Raw genomic sequence first — 18,936 nt, 5'->3', positions numbered from 1 at the left:
CACCCTACTCGCATGCCCGTCTGAGGTCGTTCAAGAGGTCGGTGTCGGCGGGCACGAGCGGGAGCCGTACCGGACCGGCGGGGAGGCCGCGGTCGTTGAGCAGGGCCTTGGCCGTGACCGCGCCGGGGGCTCTGGTCATCATGGCCGACACGACGGGGGCCAGGCGGAGGTGGAGGCGGGTGGCCTCCCGGGGGTCGCCGTCGTGGTGGGCGTCGAGCATGGCCTTCGTGGTGGCCCCGGCGACGTGGCCGATGGTGCTGATGACGCCGGTCGCGCCGATGGCGGCCAGCGGGAGGTTGAGCTCGTCGGCGCCGGAGTAGTAGCGCAGACCGGTGGCGGCGAGGATCCCGGCGGACTTGACCAGGTCGTACGCGGCGTCCTTGACGCCGGTGATGTGGGGGTGCTCGGCCAGCCGGAGCAGGGTGTCGGCGGTGAGGGCGGTCCCGGTCCGCCGCGGGATGTCGTAGAGGGTCACCGGGAGGCCGGTGGCGTCCGCGAGCGTGGTGAAGTGCTGCCGCACGCCTTCCTGGGTGGGACGGCTGTAGTAAGGGGTCACCGCCAGCAGGCCGTCGGCGCCCGCCTTCTCGGCGGTCCTGGCCAGCTCGACCGCGTGCCGGGTGTCGTAGCTGCCCGCCCCCGCGATGATCGGCACCCGGTCGCCGACCGCCTCGGCCACCGCGCGGATCAGGGTCTCCTTCTCCTCGTCGGTGGTGGTGGGCGCCTCGCCGGTCGTCCCGTTGAGCACCAGCCCCTCACACGCCTGGTTCTCGATCAGGTACGCGGCGAGCGCCTGGGCCCCCTCGGCGTCGAGCGAACCGTCCGCGTGGAACGGCGTCACCATCGCGATGAACATCCTCTTATGACTCATATCAATGACTCTGCGAGACCGAAACCGTGTACGTCCAGTTAGATCTGATTTGCTGAGAGTTAAGCAATGCTGAACCTTTCAGCTGGATGCCCTGCTCGCGGGGAGCGGCGCAGGGGCTTCCTGTACGAGCGCAAGGTGCCGACCTAACGTCTCGGGAGCACTCCCATCGGGCGCCAGAACCCCAGGAGGACTCCCTGATGAGATCCATCCCTCGAACGAGAGCCACCCGCTCCCTCGTCCGGTGCGGGCTGGCAGCGATGGCCGCGGCCGTACTCGGCGTGACTGTGAGCGTTGTCGGGGCCACGCCGGCGCACGCGGCGGTCGCGTGCGACGTGACGTACACGAGTGACGACTGGACCACCAAGCCCGGCACCGGCGGGTTCACCGCCTCGATCATCATCAGGAACCTGGGCGAGCCGCTCAACGGATGGACGCTCGGCTTCGCGTTCCCCGCCGGGCAGCGGCTGACCAAGGGCTGGGGGGCCACCTGGTCGCAGTCCGGCTCGGACGTCAGCGCGATCGCGCTGGACTGGAACCGGTCGCTGGCCGGTGGTGCGAGCGCCGGCATCGGCCTCAAGGGCACCTGGAGCGGCGGAAACCCCGAACCCACCGCTTTCACCGTCAACGGCGTACCCTGCGGCGGAACCTCCCCGGCTGAGCCCCGGGTGGACAATCCCTTCGCCGGGGCGACGGGCTACGTGAACCCGGACTGGTCCGCCAAGGTCGCCGCCGAGGCCGGGGGCGCGGCCATCGCGAACACCTCCACCGCCGTCTGGCTGGACCGGGTCGCCTCGATCACCGGCGGCTCCGGCGGCCACAACACCAAGGGCCTGCGCGAGCACCTGGACCTGGCCGTGCGGCAGGACGCCGCCAACGGCGCCCAGGCCCTGACCTTCCAGGTCGTCATCTACAACCTGCCCAACCGGGACTGCCAGGAGCTCACCACCCGCGGCGACTTCCAAGTCACCCAGAATGGCCTGAACCTCTACAAGACCGACTACATCGACGTCATCGCCGGCATCCTGGCGGAACCGGCCTACCGCGGCCTGCGCATCGTCACGATCGTCGAGCCCAACTCGCTGCCCAACCTGATCACCAACCTCGACTCGATCAGGTGCCAGCAGGCGTACCAGAGCGGCGCGTACGTCCAGGGCGTGGCCTACGCCCTCGGCAAGCTGCACGCGATCCCGAACGTCTACAACTACCTCGACGCCGGGAACCACGGCTGGCTCGGCGGGGAGACCACGTTCGCCCCGGCCTCGCGGCTGTACGCCTCCACCGCCGGCGGCGCCGTGGGCGGCCGGGCCACCGTGCACGGCTTCGTCGCCAACACCGCCGGCTACGCCGCCCTGACCGAACCCCACTTCACCAGCGCGACCGTGGTGAACGGCCGGTCCGTCCGGGAGTCCGCCTGGGTCGGCGGAGACTTCTACGTGGACGAGTCCAGCTACGTGCGGGACCTGCGGCAGCGGCTGATCCTGGACGGCTTCGCGACCGGCATCGGCATGCTGATCGACACCTCACGCAACGGCTGGGGCGGCCCGGCCAGGCCCACCGCCCCGAGCACCTCGACCGACGTCGACACCTTCGTCGACGAGTCCCGCGTGGACCGGCGCATCCACGAGAACAACTGGTGCAACCAGAGCGGCGCCGGACTGGGTGAGCGGCCGAGGGCGACCCCCGCCGCCGGCGTCGACGCCTACGTCTGGATCAAGCCTCCCGGCGAGTCGGACGGCCTGAGCAGCTCGATCCTGGACGAGGAGGGCCGCACTTTCGACCGGATGTGTGACCCGACCTACCCCGGCAACCCGCGCAACGGCGACAACCCCACCGGTGCGCTGCCCGGCGCTCCGGCGTGGGGGCGCTGGTTCCCGGCCCAGTTCCAGCAGTTGCTGCGGAACGCGTACCCGGCGCTGTAGCCGCCGTTCTACGGGTCGGGTTTGGGGGCCGGGCCCTGCGGAGCGTGGCAGTGGCCGGCCGAATAGCCGATGTCGAGGAGTTCCGGGGTGGCGTGGTCCACCTGGAGCGTGGTGTGCTCCACGCCGTACGTGTCGCGCAGGAGTCTTTCCGTGGCGAGGCGTACGGCGTGGCAGTCGGCGGCGGGGTCCACCAGGACGTGCGCCGACAGGGCGGCGTAGCCGGAGGTGACCTCCCAGACGTGCAGGTCGTGCACCTCCACCACCGAGCCGAGCCCGGCCATCCGGCCGCCGATCTCGCTGGGGTTCATGCCGGCCGGGGCGGCTTCCATGAAGACGCGCCCGGAGTCCCGTACCAGCTGCCAGCCGGCCTTGAGCATCAGGGCGGCCACGACCAGCGCGGCCAGGGCGTCGGCCCGGGTCCAGCCGGTGAACAGGATGACCAGGCCGGCGATGGTGGTGGCGACGAAGGCGTACAGGTCGTTGAGCACGTGCTGGAAGGCGCCCTCGACGTTCAGGCTGGTCCGGTTGGCGCGGCTGATCAGCCAGGTGGCGACCAGGTTGACCACGATCCCGGCCACGCCGACGACGAGCACCAGACCGCCCTGGACCTCGGCCGGGACGACCAGGCGGCGGATGCCCTCATAGGTGAAGTAGGCCGTGAGCAGCAGCAGCGTGATGCCGTTGAGCTGCGCGCTGATGATCTCGGCGCGGCGCAGGCCGTAGGTGAAGCCGCCCTGCGGGGGCCTGGCGGCGATCCGCATCGCGATCAGCGCGACCACGATGGCGGCCGCGTCGGTGAGCATGTGGCCGGCGTCGGAGATCAACGCCAGCGAGTGGGCGATGAGGCCGGCGACGACTTCGCCGACCATGAACGCGACGATCAGGATCAGGGCGCCGGTCAGGTACCGTCCGTCCGCTTCCTTGGAGAGAGCGGGCCCATGACCGTGCGCGTCACCGCCCATGTTTCGAATATACGAAACCTACGCGTACGGGGAGTCGTCGGACTTGGCACCTCCCGACCTGGTCAGGCGCATGACGCCCATGACGGCGAGCGCCAGCAGGCCGGCGATCAGAACCCACTTGAGGAGGCTGAAGACGAAGCCGATCAGCCAGCCGACGACGAAGAAGCCCACCACGACCAGCGCGGCGATCATAAGAATGCGTCCCATGCCTTCACGGTACGGCGCACGCCGCCACAACGGGCCATCCGAGAGCCAACCTCAGGGTTAAGTCAGGGATTCCGGGGGTTCGGGCCAGGGACGGTTGACTCTGACATCGTGTGAGGTCCTAGACCTGGAGGCGACATGTTCAGTATCGGAGACTTCGCCAGAATCGGCCGCGTGTCGATCCGCATGCTGCGCCACTACGACACGGTGGGGCTGCTGCGGCCCGCCCGCGTCGATCCCGCCACCGGATACCGCTACTACGAGGCGGCCCAACTGTCCCGGCTCAACCGGCTGATCGCGCTCAAGGACCTCGGATTCACCCTGCAGCAGGTCGGGCAGGTGCTCGACGACAAGGTCAGCGTGGCGGAGCTGCACGGGATGCTGCGACTGCGGCAGGCCGAGCTGGAGGCCCAGGTTGTCCGGGATCGGGCTCGGCTGGTCCATGTGGAGGCGAGGATCCGAACCATCGAGAGGGAAGGTGTCATGCCCGCCGACATCGTCGTCAAGAGCGTGCCCGCCGTACGGGTGGCCGAGCTCACCGGGATCGCGGAAAGCTACGAATCCGAGCACATCGGGCCGGTGATCCAGCCGCTCTACCCCGAGTTGCACAGCCGCATGGAGAAAGCCGGAGTCGCCCTTGTGGGGCCCGGTATCGCCTACTACGAGCAGGTCCCCGAGGGGGTGCTCGTCCACGCCGGCTTCCCCGTCGCCGTCGCGCCCAGCGACGCGTACGACTTCGCCGTCGTGGACTTGCCGCCCATCGAGCAGGCGGCGACCATCCTGCATCACGGGCCCATGGACGACGTCGGCTCCTCGCACCAGCAGCTGGCCCGCTGGGTCGAGGAGAACGGCTACCGCAGCGTCGGCTTCACCCGCGAGGTCTACCTCGAATACGGCATGGGCGACCCCTCCACCTGGGTCACCGAACTCCAGGAGTCCATTACCCCTGCCTGATGCCGCATAGCCGGGTTCGCGCCGTTGTCCGGCGCCGTCAACGCAGGTGACGCGTCTCGCCGCACCGGCGCCAAGAAGGGCTCTTCAGCCCGGTAGAGGGCTCAGGGCATTTTGGTCGGCTTGAGCTGGCCCGCCGTGCCGGCTCTGTCAGGGGCTCAGGCCAGTCTCAGACGCCCTGACAGAGTCGGCTCTGTAGTGGCTTGGGCCAGTCGGTCCTAACAGAACGAACGGGCCGTTTCGGTGCCGGTGCGGTGAGAAGCATCACCTGCGTTGACGGCGCCGGATAACGGCGAGAAGCGGCTAGCTTGGGTCGTTCAGCGTGATTGTTGGTCAGTCGTTGGCGTGGAGGGCGGCGTTCAGCCTGTGCGCTCCGCCCGCCCCTCTCGTCATCAGTGAGGGGGTGGGCGGGTGGGCAAAGGGTGAGTCGTTGGCGTGGAGGGCGGCTGTGTGCTTCGCCCGCCCCCTCTCGTTATTTGTGAGGGGGTGGGCGGGTGGGCAAAAGGGTCAGTCGTTGGCGTGGAGGGCGGCGTTCTGGCTGTGTGCTCCGCCCACCCTCTCGTTGTCTGTGAGGGGGTGGGCGGGTGGGCAAAGGGTTAGTCGTTGGCGTGGAGGGCGGCGTTGAGTTCGATGCCGGTGCCGGTGCGGGGGACGGCTTCGACGGTGCCGGTGGTGGAGTTGCGGCGGAGGAGGAGGCCGTTCTGGCCGGAGAGGTCGCGGGCCTTGGTGACGGTGCCGTCGGGGAGGGTGACCTTGGTGCCGGCGGTGACGTACAGGCCGGCCTCCACGACGCAGTCGTCGCCGAGGGAGATGCCGATGCCGGCGTTGGCGCCGATGAGGCAGCGTTCGCCGACCGAGATGATCGCCTTGCCGCCGCCCGACAGGGTGCCCATGATCGAAGCGCCGCCGCCCACGTCGGAGCCATTACCGACGACGACTCCGGCGGAGATGCGGCCTTCGACCATGGACGCGCCGAGGGTGCCGGCGTTGAAGTTGACGAAGCCCTCGTGCATCACGGTCGTGCCGGAGGCCAGGTGGGCGCCGAGGCGTACCCGGTCGGCGTCGGCGACGCGGACCCCGGTGGGGAGCACGTAGTCGACCATGCGCGGGAACTTGTCGACGCCGTAGACGGTGACGGGGCCGCGGGAACGCAGGCGGAGCCGTACCTGCTCGAAGTCCTCGACGGCGCAGGGGCCGAAGTTGGTCCAGACGACGTTGGCCAGGACGCCGAAGACGCCGTCCAGGTTGAGGCCGTGCGGGCGGATCAGGCGGGAGGACAGCAGGTGCAGGCGGAGGTACGCGTCGTGGGCGTCGGCCGGGGCTTCGGCGAGCTTGCCGATCCCCACGTACACGGCGACGACCTCCACGCCGCGGGCCGGGTCGGGACCGGCCAGGCCCGCCAGTTCGCCCGCCTCCTCGGCGGAGAGCCGCCGGGTGCCGATACTGGACGGCTCGCCCAGGGCGGGCGCGGGAAACCAGGTGTCCAAAACCGTGCCGTCGGCGGCGATCGTCGCCAGGCCCGTGCCATACGCACCGGTGGTGCCGGGATCAATAGCTGTCACGGCGTCCAAAATACCGCCCACCCGCAGCCAGCCGCCGAGCCGTCCAGCGTCCGGCGAGGACTCGTGCGCCTACTGAGCCCGTTCGTGATCGTCGGCACCCGCTCAGGGTGATGCCGGGGCTGACTGAGTCGATCGCGACGCCGGGGGAGTTCACGTTCTTGGAAGTCGAGGCCGCGCCTCGGATCGACGCACGATCGCGGCTCATGCCACCACCAGGGGCACCGGGCCGGTGCCGTGCTCGCGGATGAGCTTCTGGGCACCCTCCTGGATGCTGATGGGGGACACGATCCGGTCCTTCGGTTGCGGCGTCATGCGCGCGGATCGTTGCCGGGGCTTGTCGGGGTCACCCTCGTCCAGGAGATGTGCGCCTGCGCGGCGTTGCCTCCGGGCGTTCCGGCCACCCAATGGGTCACTCCCGGTTTCTCGCCGCTGTCCTGGATGATCCACGTGACGCCCGTGTCGAGTCCGTCGCGGAAGAGCCGGGCCACGCCCGCGCTGTCCGTGGTCACCTTCCAGGTGGCCTCGGCCGCCGGGACGGAGAGCACACGTTCCCAGGTCGTGGAGCCTTTGCGCATGGTCCAGACGCCGCCCCGCTGGACGGTCAGCATCAGCCGCCGAGCGCCGTTGCAGACCTTCGTCCCGAGGCTCACGCCCTGCCCGGTACGCGGATCGAGCGCGCTGTCGTCCACGACCAGGCCCCGGAACTCCACGGTGAAGTCGCAGACGGCGATCAGCGCGGCGGTCGCCCTGACCGGGGTCGCGGTGGCGCTGCGGAGGTGGAGGCCGGTCTCGTCGAGCCGGGCACCGGGGTCCAGGGTCCACCGGCCGGGCGCGAGGTCGGCCGGGAGCTCGCTGTCGAGGTCCAGCACGGCGACCTTGATGTTGATCTGGTTGTGCTCCCAGACGATCGCGAACTTGCCGGGCGCGAACTCGTCGCCGCTGGGGTAGACGTCCCAGCCCTTGGCCGCGCCCGTGGTGAGGCGGGGCCCGTCGGCGAAGAGCCGGCCCGGCTGCCAGGGTTCGCCCGGTCTGCGAACTTTGTAGTGCAGGACCTCGCGGTACCGGTCGGGCCGGCTCTGCGCCGAACCCGCGAACGGCCCCGCCAGCGTGTTGTACATGGCCAGATGCCGTCCATCGGCCGCTCTGGCGTAGAACGTCTTCACGTAGTAGTTGGGCAACTCGGGGTCAAGCGTCATCGGCGCCCACGTGAGGCCGCCGTCGGAGCTGGTGGTGGTCGCCGAGTAGGCGGCGTTCGCGCGGTAGTACGGATCGCGGGTTTCGGGGGACGCAGTCCGTACCAGCGCGCGGGTGACCATGAGCAGGGTGGTGCCGTCGGAGACGATCTGGGGCTCCTCGACGCCGATGCCCGGCGGGTTGACCGCGAGCGCCCCCGACGTCCAGGTCCGCAGATCCGCCGACCGCAGCACGCCGGCCTGCGACGCTCCCGTCCCCTGCCGCCAGTACGGCACCAGCCACACACCCTGATGCCGCACGGGCTTCCCCGCCACGACCACCCCACGCGTATTACCCGGCACATCCACATTTATCGGGAAATCTGACCATGTGTCGCCTCGGTCGGTGCTGCGCTTCATGGTCAGCCGGGTGGGGAAACCGTCCACGTCGTCGCCCTGCCGGTCCTCCGCGATCGTGATCCGCCCGAGCAGCGCGTAGAGCACGCCGTTGTCGTTGAGGAACACGCAGTAGTGGAACCGGTGGGTGGCCGTCGCCGGAGCCAGGGTGCCCTTGGTCCAGGTACGCCCCCCGTCGTCCGATCGGGCGTACCGGATCGACCCCTGATCGGTCGGAGTCGGGTCGCGAGCGTCCCGCAGGCCCGCCCGCCAGGCCACGACCCAGCGCCGCGCGTCCAGCGTGACGATGTCCGGCACCCGGTTGCCCTCCTGCCGGAGTTCACCGGAAGCATCCCGTTCGACCGTCGAGTCCACGACAACCGGTTCGCTCACGTTCATGAGAACTCACCGAAGCGCCACCGGGGCGCCACCCGCAAGGAACTCCAGGTGAACTTACAGGCCGTACTCCTCAAGCAGGCGCAGCCAGATCTCGCTGACCGTGGGGAACGTCGGCACGGCGTGCCAGAGATCGTCCAGCGGCACCTCCGAGACGACGGCGATCGTCGCGGCGTGCAGCAGTTCCGCCACCCCCGGCCCGACGAACGTGACGCCCAGCAGCACCCGCCGGTCCTCGTCCACCACGGCCTTGGCCCGGCCCTTGTACCCGTCTCCCTGCAGGTACGCGCCCGTCACCCGGCCCAGGTCGTACTCGACGGTCCGGACGTTGAAGCCCTCCCGGCGGGCGCGCTCCTCGGGGCGGCCGACCGCGCACACGTTGGGGTCGGTGAAGATCACCTGTGGGGCGCCGATGTGGTCGGCGCGATCGCGCATGGACGGCAGGTCGTCCTTGCCGCCGGTGGCCCGGGCCACGATCACGTCGCCGCACAGCCTCGCCTGATATTTCCCCATGTGGGTGAGGATGTTGCGGCCGTTCACGTCGCCGACCGCGTACAGCCAGCCGTCCTCCACCGCCGTCGCCCGCATGCTGTCGTCGACCTTCACCGGCCCTTCCTCCGGCAGCCCGATCGACGCCAGGCCGATGTCGTAGCTGGCCAGCCGCCGCCCGGCGGCCACCAGGATCTCGTCGGCCACCAGCCGCGTGCCGTCCGACAGGTCCACCGTGACCTCGCCGCCCGGCACCGGCCGGGACACGTTCACGATCTCCGTCCCGAACCGGATGTCGATCCCGTAATCCCGCAGGGACTCGGTGACCATGTCGCTCGCGAACGGCTCCACCCGGCCCAGGAGCCGGTCGCCCCGGACGATCATCGTGGTCTGCTTGGCGCCCAGGGCGTACAGGGCCTGCGACATCTCGCAGGCGACCACGCCGCCGCCCAGCACGACCAGCCGTTCCGGCACGTCCTTCACGCCGGTCGACTCCCGATTGGTCCACGGCCGCGCCTCGGCCAGTCCCGGGACCGGCGGGATCGCCGCGGTGCTTCCGGTGGCCAGCACGACCGCCTGCCGCGCGGTCAGCAGCCGCCTGCCGCCCTCGCCGTCGACGACCTCGACCTGGCGCGGGCCCGCCACCCGCCCCCTGCCCCGGACGGCCGTGCCGTTGACCGACTCGATCCACCTGATCTGGCCGGAGTCGTCGTAGTTGGAGACGGTCTCGTCCCGCCGGGCCAGCACCGCCTGCACATCGATCGGCTCGGTCCGCAGGCCCGGCAGCCGGCCTGCCTCGGCGACGATCTCCATCGGACGCAGCAGCGCCTTGCTCGGAACGCAGGCCCAGTAGGCGCACTCGCCGCCGGCCAGTTCCCGCTCCACGATCGCCGCCGTGAGCCCGCCGCGCGTCACCCGGTCCACCACGTTCTCGCCGGCCGGGCCGGCGCCGATCACGATTACGTCGAAGACGTCAGACATAGCTCCTCCAGATGCTCGATTCCGACCGTACACGCTGGGTGATCAACTACCCGCTAGATCCGATCTAGCGGTGTCTCTCGCGCCTGAAGGGTGACAGAGAGGGTCACCCATGACGCACGACGAATCCACCCCGGCCATCGAGACATCCGGCCTGGTCAAGACATTCGGCTCCACCCGGGCCGTGGACGGCCTCGACCTGACCGTCCCCGCCGGTTCCGTCTACGGCGTGCTCGGTCCCAACGGCGCCGGCAAGACCACCGCCGTCAGAATGCTCGCCACCCTGCTCCGCCCCGACGCCGGCCAGGCCCACGTCTTCGGCCTCGACGTGGTACGGCAAGCCGACGCCGTACGCGGCCTGGTCAGCCTGACCGGCCAGTACGCCTCCGTCGACGAGGACATGACCGGCGCCGAGAACCTCGTGCTCCTCGGCCGCCTGCTCGGCTACCGCAAACCCGCCGCCCGCGCCCGCTCGGCCCAGCTGCTGGAAGCCTTCGGCCTCACCGACGCCGCCGACCGCCAGGTCAAGAACTACTCCGGCGGCATGCGCCGCAGGCTCGACATCGCCGCCAGCATCCTCAACACGCCCCGCCTGCTCTTCCTGGACGAGCCCACCACGGGCCTCGACCCGCGCAGCCGCAACCAGGTCTGGGACATCGTCCGGGCGGTCGTCGCGCACGGCACCACCGTCCTGCTCACCACCCAGTACCTGGACGAAGCCGACCATCTGGCCGCCCGCATCGCGGTCATCGACGCCGGTCGGGTCATCGCCGAGGGCACTCCGGGCGAGCTCAAGTCCTCCGTCGGCGCCGGCACCGTGCATCTGCGCCTGCGTGACGCCGGACAGCGGCCGGAGGCCGAGCGGGTGCTGGCCCGGGTGCTCAACTCGCCGGTTCAGCTGGGCGCCGATCCGGTGTCTCTCGCCGCTCGCGTCACCGGGCAGGGCACCGAGCGGGAGATGGATCGGGGTGCGGCCGAACAGGCGGCGAGAGCTTTGTCCGAGCTCGCGGCGGCCGGGATCGTCGTGGATGACTTCTCGCTGGGGCAGCCCAGCCTGGACGAGGTCTTCCTCGCCCTCACCGGCCCGGCCAAGTCGGAGGCCGCCGCGTGAAATCCGCTTTTATCCCCGTTTCCACGACTTTCGCACCAGATCTCAGTCCGGCCCCCACGTCGGTCCCTGTGTCGGTCCTCGCGTCCGTTTTCGTGTCCGTTTTCGTGTCCGTTTTCGTGCTGGCTAAGGAGAGTGCGGTATGAGTACCACCACGGAGAACCTCGCCCCCGCCGTCCCGTACGTGCCCGCCGCCGAGAGCATCGGGGCGGTCCTGGCGCCGGGGGAGCGGCCACCCCGGCCCAGCGCCCTCTCGGCGTCGATCACGTTCGGCTGGCGGGCCATGCTGAAGATCAAGCACGTGCCCGAGCAACTCTTCGACGTGACCGCGTTCCCGATCATGATGACGCTGATGTTCACGTATCTGTTCGGGGGCGCGCTGGCCGGGTCCACCGGGGCGTACCTGCAGTATCTGCTGCCGGGGATCATGGTGATGAGCGTGGTGATGACCACCATGTACACCGGCATCGCGGTCAACACCGACATCGCCAAGGGCGTCTTCGACCGCTTCAGGTCGCTGGCCATCTGGCGTCCCGCCGCCCTGGTCGGCAACCTCCTCGGCGACCTGCTCCGCTACATCCTGGCCTCCACGACGATCATCATCGTGGGCCTGATCATGGGCTTCCGCCCGGCCGGCGGCGTGCTCGGCGTACTCGCCGGGGTGGCCCTCCTGGTCGTCTTCTCCTTCGCCTTCTCCTGGATCTGGACCATGTTCGGCCTGTTCCTGCGCAGCGAGAAGTCGGTCATGGGCGTGAGCATGCTCTTCCAGTTCCCACTGACCTTCCTCAGCAACGTCTTCGTCGAACCCACCACCATGCCCGGCTGGCTCCAGGTCTTCGTCGACGTCAACCCCATCACCCACCTGGTCTCGGGCGTACGCGGCCTGATGGCCGGCACCTGGGACACTGGCGAACTCACCTGGGTCCTGACCTCCTGCATCATCATGACGGCCGTCTTCGGCACCCTCACAATGCGCCTCTACAACCGCAAGTAGGCATACAGCGCTTTCATCCAGCATTCGGTTGCCGAGAGGGCACTTCGCACGACCGCGAAGAAGGCATGCTCCAGATTCCCTGCGTCTTCAAACCGCCGCCCGTGCTGGGCGGCGGTACGGCTGTGCAGAGGAAGGGTCCCTCGATTCAGCTCACGGCCGAGACGCCCATTGCCACGTTTGGCGGGTGCCTGTCACTGTTGATCCCATAAGGGCGATCGGAGCGAGGGGGTCATGGGCCGGAAGACTCCGCAGGAGAAGAAGCGGCTGAGCTACGCGAAGGATCGCCGTAATGCCTATGGCGAGAACGACAAGAGTTCTCGTAAGAGCATCCGGCGCAACAAGCGGATCCCCCATAGGGCCAACCGCCATCATGATCATCAGATTCTTGAGGCGGTACTGGGCGCTGTCGATGAGCTGCGGAGCGGAGCGGTCGAAGAGCGTCTCTACGTCAGGCGGCCCAAACGCTGGAAGAAGTCCCCTGACGCGGCGCTTGGCGAGATCTTGCAGGGGAGTATTGAGAGCCGCGTTAAGCGAGGCATCGAGGATCCTGAAGTTGGTCGAAGGCGCATTCGCCGCATTCGCCAACGGCAGGGTAAGGCGACTGAAGAAGACTGAACCGCCGCGCGCCGACACATTGGGGGCCAGATCACGACGGAAGTCGGTAACAAGCGACGAAAACCAACGGACGCGATATCGCGGGCCAGTGTTGTGAGTATCGCCGCAAGTGAGCCGGTCTCAGAGGCGCCAGTCGATCTCATGTTCTGGCTGGTAGCGGCAGGTGGCGCCGGTGGAGACCGCTGACCGGAGGTGGGTGGCCAGTTCCGGGTGGCGGTCTTCGAGTTTGCGGAGGGTGTCGCGGATGCGGGCGGTGACCGTTTTGCGGGCGCGTTCGGCTTCGTCGCCGAGGCGGCGGTCGCGGCCGGACAGACCTGCGGCGGCTCGGAGTTCTGCCAGGAGCGCCTGGCGTTCGGAGTCGAAAGCGGCGGCGCGGTGGTCGTCGCCCCGTTCGGAGGCGCGGTCGATCTCCTCGTCCAGCTGGGTGAGTCGTCGGCGGAACCGGGCTTTGGCCTCGTCGTCGAGGATCGGGTCGCCGCCCATGCGCCGGGCGGCGACGATGATCTCGCCGCCCTCGGGATCCAGTAACCGCACGGCGGGGATGTCTCCGCCGGGGCTGCCGAGCAGGTAGTGCAGGTCCCGCAGGCCCTTCGCGTCGGGCATGTGCACGGTCAGCCCGGCGAAGCCGAGGGACCAGACGCCGCTTTCCATCCGGAAGGTGCCGCTCGGTTTCGGGGCGGCGGTCGTGTCCGATTCTGGTTGGCGGCGCATGCGCCGTGCCTCCTCGACCACCTGCCGCATGCCGATGTCCACGGCGTCGCGCTCCACGTCGTCCAAGAGTGTCTTGGCGGTGGGCAGGTCGTCGCCCTCGTCTCTCGCCAGGAGCGTCGCGGCCAGGTGCAGGCGGGCCTCGATCGACCACGGGCGGGCCTTCAGCCGGTCCGCTGACCGGTAGGCGGCGGTGAATTCGGCGATCGCGTCCTTCCAGCGGCCCTGGGCGGCGTCGATCCTGGCCAGCCATAGGTCGACGGGGCCGCTGATGTCGCAGCCGTACAGGGAGAGGAGCCATTGGCCCCGGAACGGCGCGAGCTGTGCGCGGGTCCACTCGCAGAGGGCGGTGTCGCCGGAGGCGGCCGCGGTGTGTGCCAGGAAACGCAGGCCCATCGCCATGAAGCTGCGTGGGTAGGGGTCCTCTCCGGGGATCAGTTCCGGCAGCCGACGTCGGGCCGCTGGCACGTCGCCCCGGTGCAGGGCGGTGATGCCTTCCAGCAGCCCGGGATACGGATGCCCGCCCTCGCCGAGCTGGATGTGCAGGTCGTCCAGCTCGTTGAAACGCCCCTGATGGAGCAGGAAGGCCCAGCGCAGGTGCTTGGCCATGAACGTGAAATAGAGTTCCCCGTCATCTCCGGCCGCGTCGATGGCCTGCTCGAGGAAGGTCTCCGCCTCCTCGAACCGGCCCATCAGGGTGGTGATGATGCTCTGGTCGATCAGGGCGGCGAAGGTCAAGCGGGGCATGCCGTCCCGTTCGGCGAACGTGGTGGAGGCGTCGAACTGCACCAGATAGTCGGGGTCGCCCTGCTCCAGCATCGCCACCCACCGCAGTGACGCGGCGAAGTGCTCGTTGTCGCGGTCGCCGAGCCGCCGGGAGTTCTCCACCATCTCGGCGGTGAGCGCCGCCCGTTCCGCGGCCGTGCCCAGCCGCCAGAGGATGTCGTGCCGGGCGGCCAGGCCGAACCCGATCGCCTCCTCGTCGCCGGCCTCCCGGGCCAACGTCAGAACGCGCGCGGTCAGCTCTTCGGCCATCATGTCGACCGGGATCGTCTGGGTCTTCTCGATCGCACGGCTCGCCGGGCTTTCCGAGGTTCCCGGGGTTTCCGCCCAACTCGCCTCCGGGTCGGCTCGGCCGGGCATCTGGGCGTTCGCCTCCGGGTCGGCTCGGCCGGGCATCTGGGCGTTCGCTTCCGGGTCGGCTCGGCCGGGCATCTGGGCGTTCGCCTCTGGGCCGGCTCGGCCGAGCATCCGGGTGTGGGCCTCCCGGAGGAGGTCGATCGTTGGCTGCGGGCTTTTGCCGGTGCGCCAGGCGGGGCCGTCGGCCCGGTAGAGGGTGAGCGCCACTCGGGCCAGCAGGTCCGCCTGGTCCAGCTCCCTGGCCAGTTCCACGGCCAAGGCGTAGATCTGCCTGGACTCCTCGGTCTCCCCGGTGTGGTCCAGCGCCGAGGCCAGATCGAGCGCGACCATCGCCCGGCTCCGCAGGTCCAGCGCGGCGGACATCTCGTACGCACGGCGCAGATGCCGCATGCTCTCCTCGGCGGCCAGCCGCCTGCCGGCGTCCAGTTCGGCCTCTCGCAACGACTTCACCACCCGTGCCGGGTCGAGTTCGCCACGGGCCAGATACGAGTGGTGCGCCTGATCCGCCGGGAACAGCCACTCGGACAGCCCGGCCGACGAGTCCAGGGCGCGGATCACCGCCGCGTGCCGCCGCCGCGCCTCCGTGCCCTCGATCGCGTCGTACAGCGTCTCCCTGACCAGGTCGTGCGCGAATGAGAACCGCCCGCCCTCCCCGGCCGTGACCAGCCGGGCGTTCACCGCCTGGGTCAGCAGCGAGTCGACCCGCGCGGGCGGCGTGCCCGAGGTGGCCGCCAGCACATCCCGGTGGAACTCACGCCCCAGCACCGAGGCCGCCGTCAGCAGCTCGACGAGCACCGGCGGCAGCAGCGACAGCCGCCGCTGGAGCGCGTCCCGCACACCCGGCGCGATCGCGCTCACCGAGCCGCTGCTCCGCCACAACCGGGCCGTCTGCTCAACGAAGAACGGATTGCCCCCGGTCCTGCGATGCACCTCGTCCGCCAGTTCCGGTTCCGGCACCCGCCCGGCGGTCCTGGCCATCAGCGTGCCCACCTCGTCGCGGGACAGCCCGGTCAGCGTCACCGTCGTCGCCTTGGCCAGCAGCGGCATGATCAGCGGCTCCAGCGCGTGCCCGCCCGACTCGACCTCCACGTCCCGGTACGTCCCGACCAGCAGCAGCCGCTCGAACCAGGTGTGCTGGGCCACGAACTCCAGCATGCGCAGCGACGCGGTGTCGGCCCAGTGCAGATCGTCGAGCACGACCACCACCGGCCGCCGCTGCGACACCGACACCAGGGCCACGGTGACCGCGTCGTACAACCGGAATGCCTCAGCCGACCCCGGCGCGGGCTCCTCGCCCAGCAGCACGGTCAGATTCCCGCCGGCCGCCGCCGCGGCCGACTCCCACTCCTCCGGCGTCGCGCTCCGCCGCAGCCCTCGCAGCACCTGCACCCACGGCCAGAACCCCGGCGCCTCCTCCGAATGCCAGCACGACCCGCTGAGCACCAGTGCCCCCAGCCGCCTGGCCTCCTCCACAGCCCCCGTGACCAGCGTCGTCTTCCCGATCCCCGCCTCACCCGTGACCAGCACCAGGCCGCCGTGACTGTCCGCGGCCCTGCCGATCTCGGCACGCAGCACACCCGCCGGGTGGTCCCGCCCGATCAGCCCCGCAGTCATGCCGTCCAGCCGCCTCCGGTCGGAAAACGCGTACCTAGGAAACGGTAGCGACCGCAGCCGACAAAAACGGGGGCTCAGCCTCCGCCTGCGAGCTTTTCGTGCCGCCGTAGCCACGACGACGTACCGCCCGTGGCGTTAATCGATCACCTATGTCTCAGGCATCTTCATGGGATATGGGTCCTCCGGTCGTGATTCCTGAGCCTTGGCGCGTACGGAAAGCGCCCCAGCCGGCCAGGGCTGTCACCGCGAGCGCCGCGGACGTGACCGACACCTCGATGGTGAGCACCGTTGACAGCAGCGAGTGCATGCCCGCAATCGCGAGTACCACCGCCGGCCGCACCTCACCGGTCACCACTGCCAAGGGCAGAGCGGCTAGCAGACCCACCAGCAGCACCATCAAGGTCACCGTCCAGACCATCGGCGCCCACTCGTACGAGATCACCAGTGCCGTGGGCAGCAGCAGCCACGCCCACGAGCGGGACCGTACTCCTCCGCGCCAAGCCAGCACGGCCAGGATCGCCAGCAGCGGCAGCGCCCAGACCGCCGCTTCCAGCACTGTCATGGCCAAGCTGCCCGCGACGGTGCCCTCCGGCGGGTCGGCACCGATCACCCACGGCTTGAGCAGGCTGGCCAGTGCCCAGACCGCCAGGGCGACCAGCGCGGCTTTGACCCGGCCACGCAGCAGCAGTATCGCGGTGACGGCCGCCATCACCACCCATACCGAGTCGTACGCGGCAGAAGGCCCATCGTAGGCGGGAGAGTCCCTGGACACATCACGGAATCCGTGTCCCAGCCAGGAGACGAGCGGGCCCATGGCCACGGCGAGCCACCATAACGTCAGCAGGATCGCGCCGAGATGCAGCCCGTCCAGCCAGCGCCGACCTCGCTGGCCGGCGTCCGGACGCAGCCGCGCGATCCGTGCTCGGCCCCCGCCGACCAGCAGCGCGAGCGTCTCACGCGCCGACGGCCAGTGCCGGTCCGGGCCGGCGGCCTCCAGGAGCGTGTCCAGCACCACGGTCTCGTTGGCCGCACGCCACTCGCTCGGGTAGACCCCGAGGAGTCGCCGGTAGCGGCGGCGGAGGATCGTGGCGGTCATGCCGGCCCTACTATCGGGGTGGCGAGTCGCCTGAAGACGACGCCCGCGGCGTGTTGCATGCGCGACGCCTCCGCGATCAGGGCCTGTCGGCCGAGATCGGTCAGGCGGTAGTAGCGGCGGGTGCGGCCCTCGACGATCTCCTCCCGGTCCACGGAGACCCGGCCTTCGCCGGCGAGGCGGTCCAGGGCGCCGTACAGGGTGCCGACGGCGAGGTTGACCCGACCTTGGGAGGCCTGAGCGGCGTGCTTGATGATCGCGTAGCCGTGCATGGGGCCGTCGAGCAAGGCCGCGAGGATGTAGTAGCTGGGTTCCCGCAGGGACGACGAAGCACTCATAGTACGGCTACCGTTGCATCGGTCACCGAAGTATGTCAAGACGGGATGCAGCCGAGTCGGGAATCGACTCCGGGTGGCTCCTCCTTGCGCCGACCCATCGAGTAACGATCATGATGAAGCCGCTCGCATGTTCAGCACATGGGCGCAAGCTGAACGTGACGACATGCGGTTCACCCTCACGATAGGGCGAACCGCGAAGCAGGGCTCCGCCTCTACCACAAAGATCGTTTCTGGAGCGCCCGGGACCTCGGTTGCGACTCACTGCGGACCCGGTGTCACCGGGGTGCGGCGAGCGCACCCCGGTGACACCGTTCTCACGGCAGTTCTGCGGGGCCGTAGCGGGCCGCCTCCGCGTCGGTGACGCGGGCCCAGTAGCGGTCGCCGTGGGACCAGTGCCACCACTCCGTTGGATAGTTGACGAAACCGGCGGAGGTGAGCGCGTCGGAGAGCATCCTGCGGCGGTCGGCCGCCTCGCCGGTCACCGAGGGGGAGGCCGTGTGGCAGTCCTCGGTGTCGGTGTCGTTGACCTCCGTGCCGAGCCAGAGTTCGGCGCCGTCGACGTCGCACAGCGTCAGGTCGACCGCCGCCCCCGCGACGTGGGGGGCGACGTCCGGCGGGGAGATGTAGCGGCTGGCCCTGACGTGGTACCAGTCCTCGCCGTGGCCCGGTTCGGCGGCGCGGAGCCGGTCCTTGTGGGCGTCGAAGTACTCCGTCTGGAGGGCGACCGGGCGGAAACCCTCGATCACGAGGAAGTAGAGGCCGGGCGGCAGGTAGGTCTGCGCGGTGACCAGCCGGTCGACCACGCCCAGCCGCAGGTGGGCGTGGCCGGGGCCGGTCGGGGCCATGCGGGGGTCGACCCGCAGGGCCGGGACGGTCCGCAGGTCGACGAGCGGTTCGCCGCACTCCCTGATCGGCGTCCGGCCGACGGATGGATCGGACAGCAGCAACATCGTGGTTCCTTTCCGGGAAACGCCCGCGGGGCCGTCCGGGGAGAACCCCGGACGGCCCGCGGAGGGTGGTGGGTCACTGCGCGGTGGGTATGTGGCCGATCGTGTTCCAGCCCGTACCCAGGCTGGTCAGGGCGGTGAAGCCGGGGGTGCCGCCGGAGTGGGTGCCGCGCCAGGTGAACATCTGGTCGGCGCCCTGGACGCCCAGCAGGTCGGTCTTGCCGTCGCCGTCGTAGTCGGCGACCAGGTAGCTGGTGATCGACGACCAGCCGGTGGACATCGGGACGCTCTGGCCGCGCGACAGGGTCGTGCCGGAAGAGGTGTTGGGTACGACGTAGAGCTGGTCGGAGTTCCAGGCGGTCCAGCCCGCGATGTCGACCTTGCCGTCACCGGTGAAGTCGCCCAGCACGAGCTTGGTCAGCGTGCTCCAGCCATTGCCCAGGTTCGAGAGCGGGGCGAACGACGGCACGCCACCGGAGGCC

At 69.8% G+C, this 18,936-nt stretch carries 16 protein-coding genes; 5 read left to right on the top strand and 11 right to left on the bottom strand.

What is annotated here, in order from left to right; genetic code table 11:
• Positions 1-4: 4 nt before the first annotated feature.
• Positions 5-868, bottom strand: a complete 864-nt coding sequence (gene dapA / locus Aph01nite_RS32630; RefSeq protein WP_204044896.1) for a 4-hydroxy-tetrahydrodipicolinate synthase — start codon at positions 866-868, stop codon at positions 5-7.
• 197 nt (positions 869-1,065) lie between these two features.
• On the opposite strand from dapA, the gene Aph01nite_RS32625 reads away from it, so the two are divergent.
• Positions 1,066-2,787 carry a glycoside hydrolase family 6 protein gene (locus Aph01nite_RS32625; protein WP_204044895.1) on the top strand — a complete coding sequence of 574 codons (1,722 nt, stop codon included), beginning with the start codon at positions 1,066-1,068 and terminating at the stop codon, positions 2,785-2,787.
• A gap of 8 nt (positions 2,788-2,795) precedes the next feature.
• On the opposite strand, the gene Aph01nite_RS32620 is transcribed toward Aph01nite_RS32625, so the two are convergent.
• Together Aph01nite_RS32620 and Aph01nite_RS32615 are read right to left on the bottom strand one after the other, a co-directional pair.
• A complete protein-coding gene (locus Aph01nite_RS32620) occupies positions 2,796-3,749 on the bottom strand; it encodes a cation diffusion facilitator family transporter (RefSeq protein ID WP_204044894.1) in 954 nt (317 codons plus the stop codon).
• Between the two features lie 18 nt (positions 3,750-3,767).
• Positions 3,768-3,956 (bottom strand): hypothetical protein, encoded by a 189-nt coding sequence (locus tag Aph01nite_RS32615; protein WP_204044893.1) that lies wholly within the window; start codon positions 3,954-3,956, stop codon positions 3,768-3,770.
• A gap of 135 nt (positions 3,957-4,091) precedes the next feature.
• On the opposite strand from Aph01nite_RS32615, the gene Aph01nite_RS32610 reads away from it, so the two are divergent.
• Positions 4,092-4,907, top strand: a complete 816-nt coding sequence (locus Aph01nite_RS32610) for a MerR family transcriptional regulator (RefSeq protein WP_204044892.1) — start codon at positions 4,092-4,094, stop codon at positions 4,905-4,907.
• Positions 4,908-5,500: 593 nt separating this feature from the next.
• Here Aph01nite_RS32610 and dapD read toward each other — a convergent pair.
• The 3 genes from dapD to Aph01nite_RS32595 all read right to left on the bottom strand — a co-directional run bounded on the left by dapD (position 5,501) and on the right by Aph01nite_RS32595 (position 9,900).
• The gene (dapD, locus tag Aph01nite_RS32605) at positions 5,501-6,466 is read right to left on the bottom strand and encodes a 2,3,4,5-tetrahydropyridine-2,6-dicarboxylate N-succinyltransferase (protein WP_204044891.1); all 966 of its coding nucleotides are present in this window, start codon (positions 6,464-6,466) and stop codon (positions 5,501-5,503) included.
• Positions 6,467-6,774: 308 nt separating this feature from the next.
• Positions 6,775-8,433 carry a sialidase family protein gene (locus Aph01nite_RS32600; protein ID WP_204044890.1) on the bottom strand — a complete coding sequence of 553 codons (1,659 nt, stop codon included), beginning with the start codon at positions 8,431-8,433 and terminating at the stop codon, positions 6,775-6,777.
• 54 nt (positions 8,434-8,487) lie between these two features.
• Entirely contained in the window at positions 8,488-9,900 is a 1,413-nt protein-coding gene (locus Aph01nite_RS32595) for a dihydrolipoyl dehydrogenase family protein (RefSeq protein WP_204044889.1), read from the bottom strand.
• Positions 9,901-10,009: 109 nt separating this feature from the next.
• On the opposite strand from Aph01nite_RS32595, the gene Aph01nite_RS32590 reads away from it, so the two are divergent.
• The 3 genes from Aph01nite_RS32590 to Aph01nite_RS32580 all read left to right on the top strand — a co-directional run bounded on the left by Aph01nite_RS32590 (position 10,010) and on the right by Aph01nite_RS32580 (position 12,614).
• Positions 10,010-11,008 carry an ATP-binding cassette domain-containing protein gene (locus Aph01nite_RS32590; protein ID WP_204044888.1) on the top strand — a complete coding sequence of 333 codons (999 nt, stop codon included), beginning with the start codon at positions 10,010-10,012 and terminating at the stop codon, positions 11,006-11,008.
• Between the two features lie 139 nt (positions 11,009-11,147).
• Positions 11,148-11,999, top strand: coding sequence for an ABC transporter permease (locus Aph01nite_RS32585; protein WP_204044887.1), 852 nt, complete (start codon positions 11,148-11,150; stop codon positions 11,997-11,999).
• Between the two features lie 231 nt (positions 12,000-12,230).
• On the top strand, positions 12,231-12,614 hold the full coding sequence (locus Aph01nite_RS32580; RefSeq protein WP_204044886.1) for a hypothetical protein: 384 nt from the start codon (positions 12,231-12,233) through the stop codon (positions 12,612-12,614).
• Between the two features lie 120 nt (positions 12,615-12,734).
• Here the strand turns inward: Aph01nite_RS32580 and Aph01nite_RS32575 are convergent, their stop codons facing one another.
• The 5 genes from Aph01nite_RS32575 to Aph01nite_RS32555 all read right to left on the bottom strand — a co-directional run.
• Positions 12,735-16,076 (bottom strand): ATP-binding protein, encoded by a 3,342-nt coding sequence (locus Aph01nite_RS32575; RefSeq protein WP_204044885.1) that lies wholly within the window; start codon positions 16,074-16,076, stop codon positions 12,735-12,737.
• Positions 16,077-16,230: 154 nt separating this feature from the next.
• The gene (locus Aph01nite_RS32570) at positions 16,231-17,172 is read right to left on the bottom strand and encodes a hypothetical protein (protein ID WP_204044884.1); all 942 of its coding nucleotides are present in this window, start codon (positions 17,170-17,172) and stop codon (positions 16,231-16,233) included.
• Complete coding sequence (locus Aph01nite_RS32565; protein WP_204044883.1) at positions 17,169-17,507, bottom strand: PadR family transcriptional regulator; 339 nt, start codon at positions 17,505-17,507, stop codon at positions 17,169-17,171. The genes Aph01nite_RS32570 and Aph01nite_RS32565 overlap by 4 nt, the downstream gene beginning before the upstream one ends.
• A gap of 314 nt (positions 17,508-17,821) precedes the next feature.
• Positions 17,822-18,457, bottom strand: coding sequence for a M15 family metallopeptidase (locus Aph01nite_RS32560; protein WP_204044882.1), 636 nt, complete (start codon positions 18,455-18,457; stop codon positions 17,822-17,824).
• Positions 18,458-18,530: 73 nt separating this feature from the next.
• The coding region (locus tag Aph01nite_RS32555; RefSeq protein WP_204044881.1) for an FG-GAP repeat domain-containing protein at positions 18,531-18,936 on the bottom strand (406 nt) is incomplete at its 5' end.

Source organism: Acrocarpospora phusangensis, from assembly GCF_016862995.1.
Classification (GTDB): Bacteria; Actinomycetota; Actinomycetes; order Streptosporangiales; family Streptosporangiaceae; genus Acrocarpospora; species Acrocarpospora phusangensis.
This window is presented reverse-complemented; position numbering and strand designations above follow the sequence as displayed.

Coding starts and splice junctions, on each gene's coding strand:
- Aph01nite_RS32580 (WP_204044886.1), top strand. CDS start 12,231: ATGGGCCGGAAGACTCCGCAGGAGAAGAAGCGGCTGAGCTACGCGAAG.
- Aph01nite_RS32600 (WP_204044890.1), bottom strand. CDS start 8,433: ATGAACGTGAGCGAACCGGTTGTCGTGGACTCGACGGTCGAACGGGAT.
- Aph01nite_RS32595 (WP_204044889.1), bottom strand. CDS start 9,900: ATGTCTGACGTCTTCGACGTAATCGTGATCGGCGCCGGCCCGGCCGGC.
- Aph01nite_RS32575 (WP_204044885.1), bottom strand. CDS start 16,076: ATGACTGCGGGGCTGATCGGGCGGGACCACCCGGCGGGTGTGCTGCGT.
- Aph01nite_RS32610 (WP_204044892.1), top strand. CDS start 4,092: ATGTTCAGTATCGGAGACTTCGCCAGAATCGGCCGCGTGTCGATCCGC.
- Aph01nite_RS32560 (WP_204044882.1), bottom strand. CDS start 18,457: ATGTTGCTGCTGTCCGATCCATCCGTCGGCCGGACGCCGATCAGGGAG.
- Aph01nite_RS32585 (WP_204044887.1), top strand. CDS start 11,148: ATGAGTACCACCACGGAGAACCTCGCCCCCGCCGTCCCGTACGTGCCC.
- Aph01nite_RS32620 (WP_204044894.1), bottom strand. CDS start 3,749: ATGGGCGGTGACGCGCACGGTCATGGGCCCGCTCTCTCCAAGGAAGCG.
- Aph01nite_RS32565 (WP_204044883.1), bottom strand. CDS start 17,507: ATGAGTGCTTCGTCGTCCCTGCGGGAACCCAGCTACTACATCCTCGCG.
- Aph01nite_RS32615 (WP_204044893.1), bottom strand. CDS start 3,956: ATGGGACGCATTCTTATGATCGCCGCGCTGGTCGTGGTGGGCTTCTTC.
- Aph01nite_RS32590 (WP_204044888.1), top strand. CDS start 10,010: ATGACGCACGACGAATCCACCCCGGCCATCGAGACATCCGGCCTGGTC.
- dapA (WP_204044896.1), bottom strand. CDS start 868: ATGAGTCATAAGAGGATGTTCATCGCGATGGTGACGCCGTTCCACGCG.
- Aph01nite_RS32625 (WP_204044895.1), top strand. CDS start 1,066: ATGAGATCCATCCCTCGAACGAGAGCCACCCGCTCCCTCGTCCGGTGC.
- Aph01nite_RS32570 (WP_204044884.1), bottom strand. CDS start 17,172: ATGACCGCCACGATCCTCCGCCGCCGCTACCGGCGACTCCTCGGGGTC.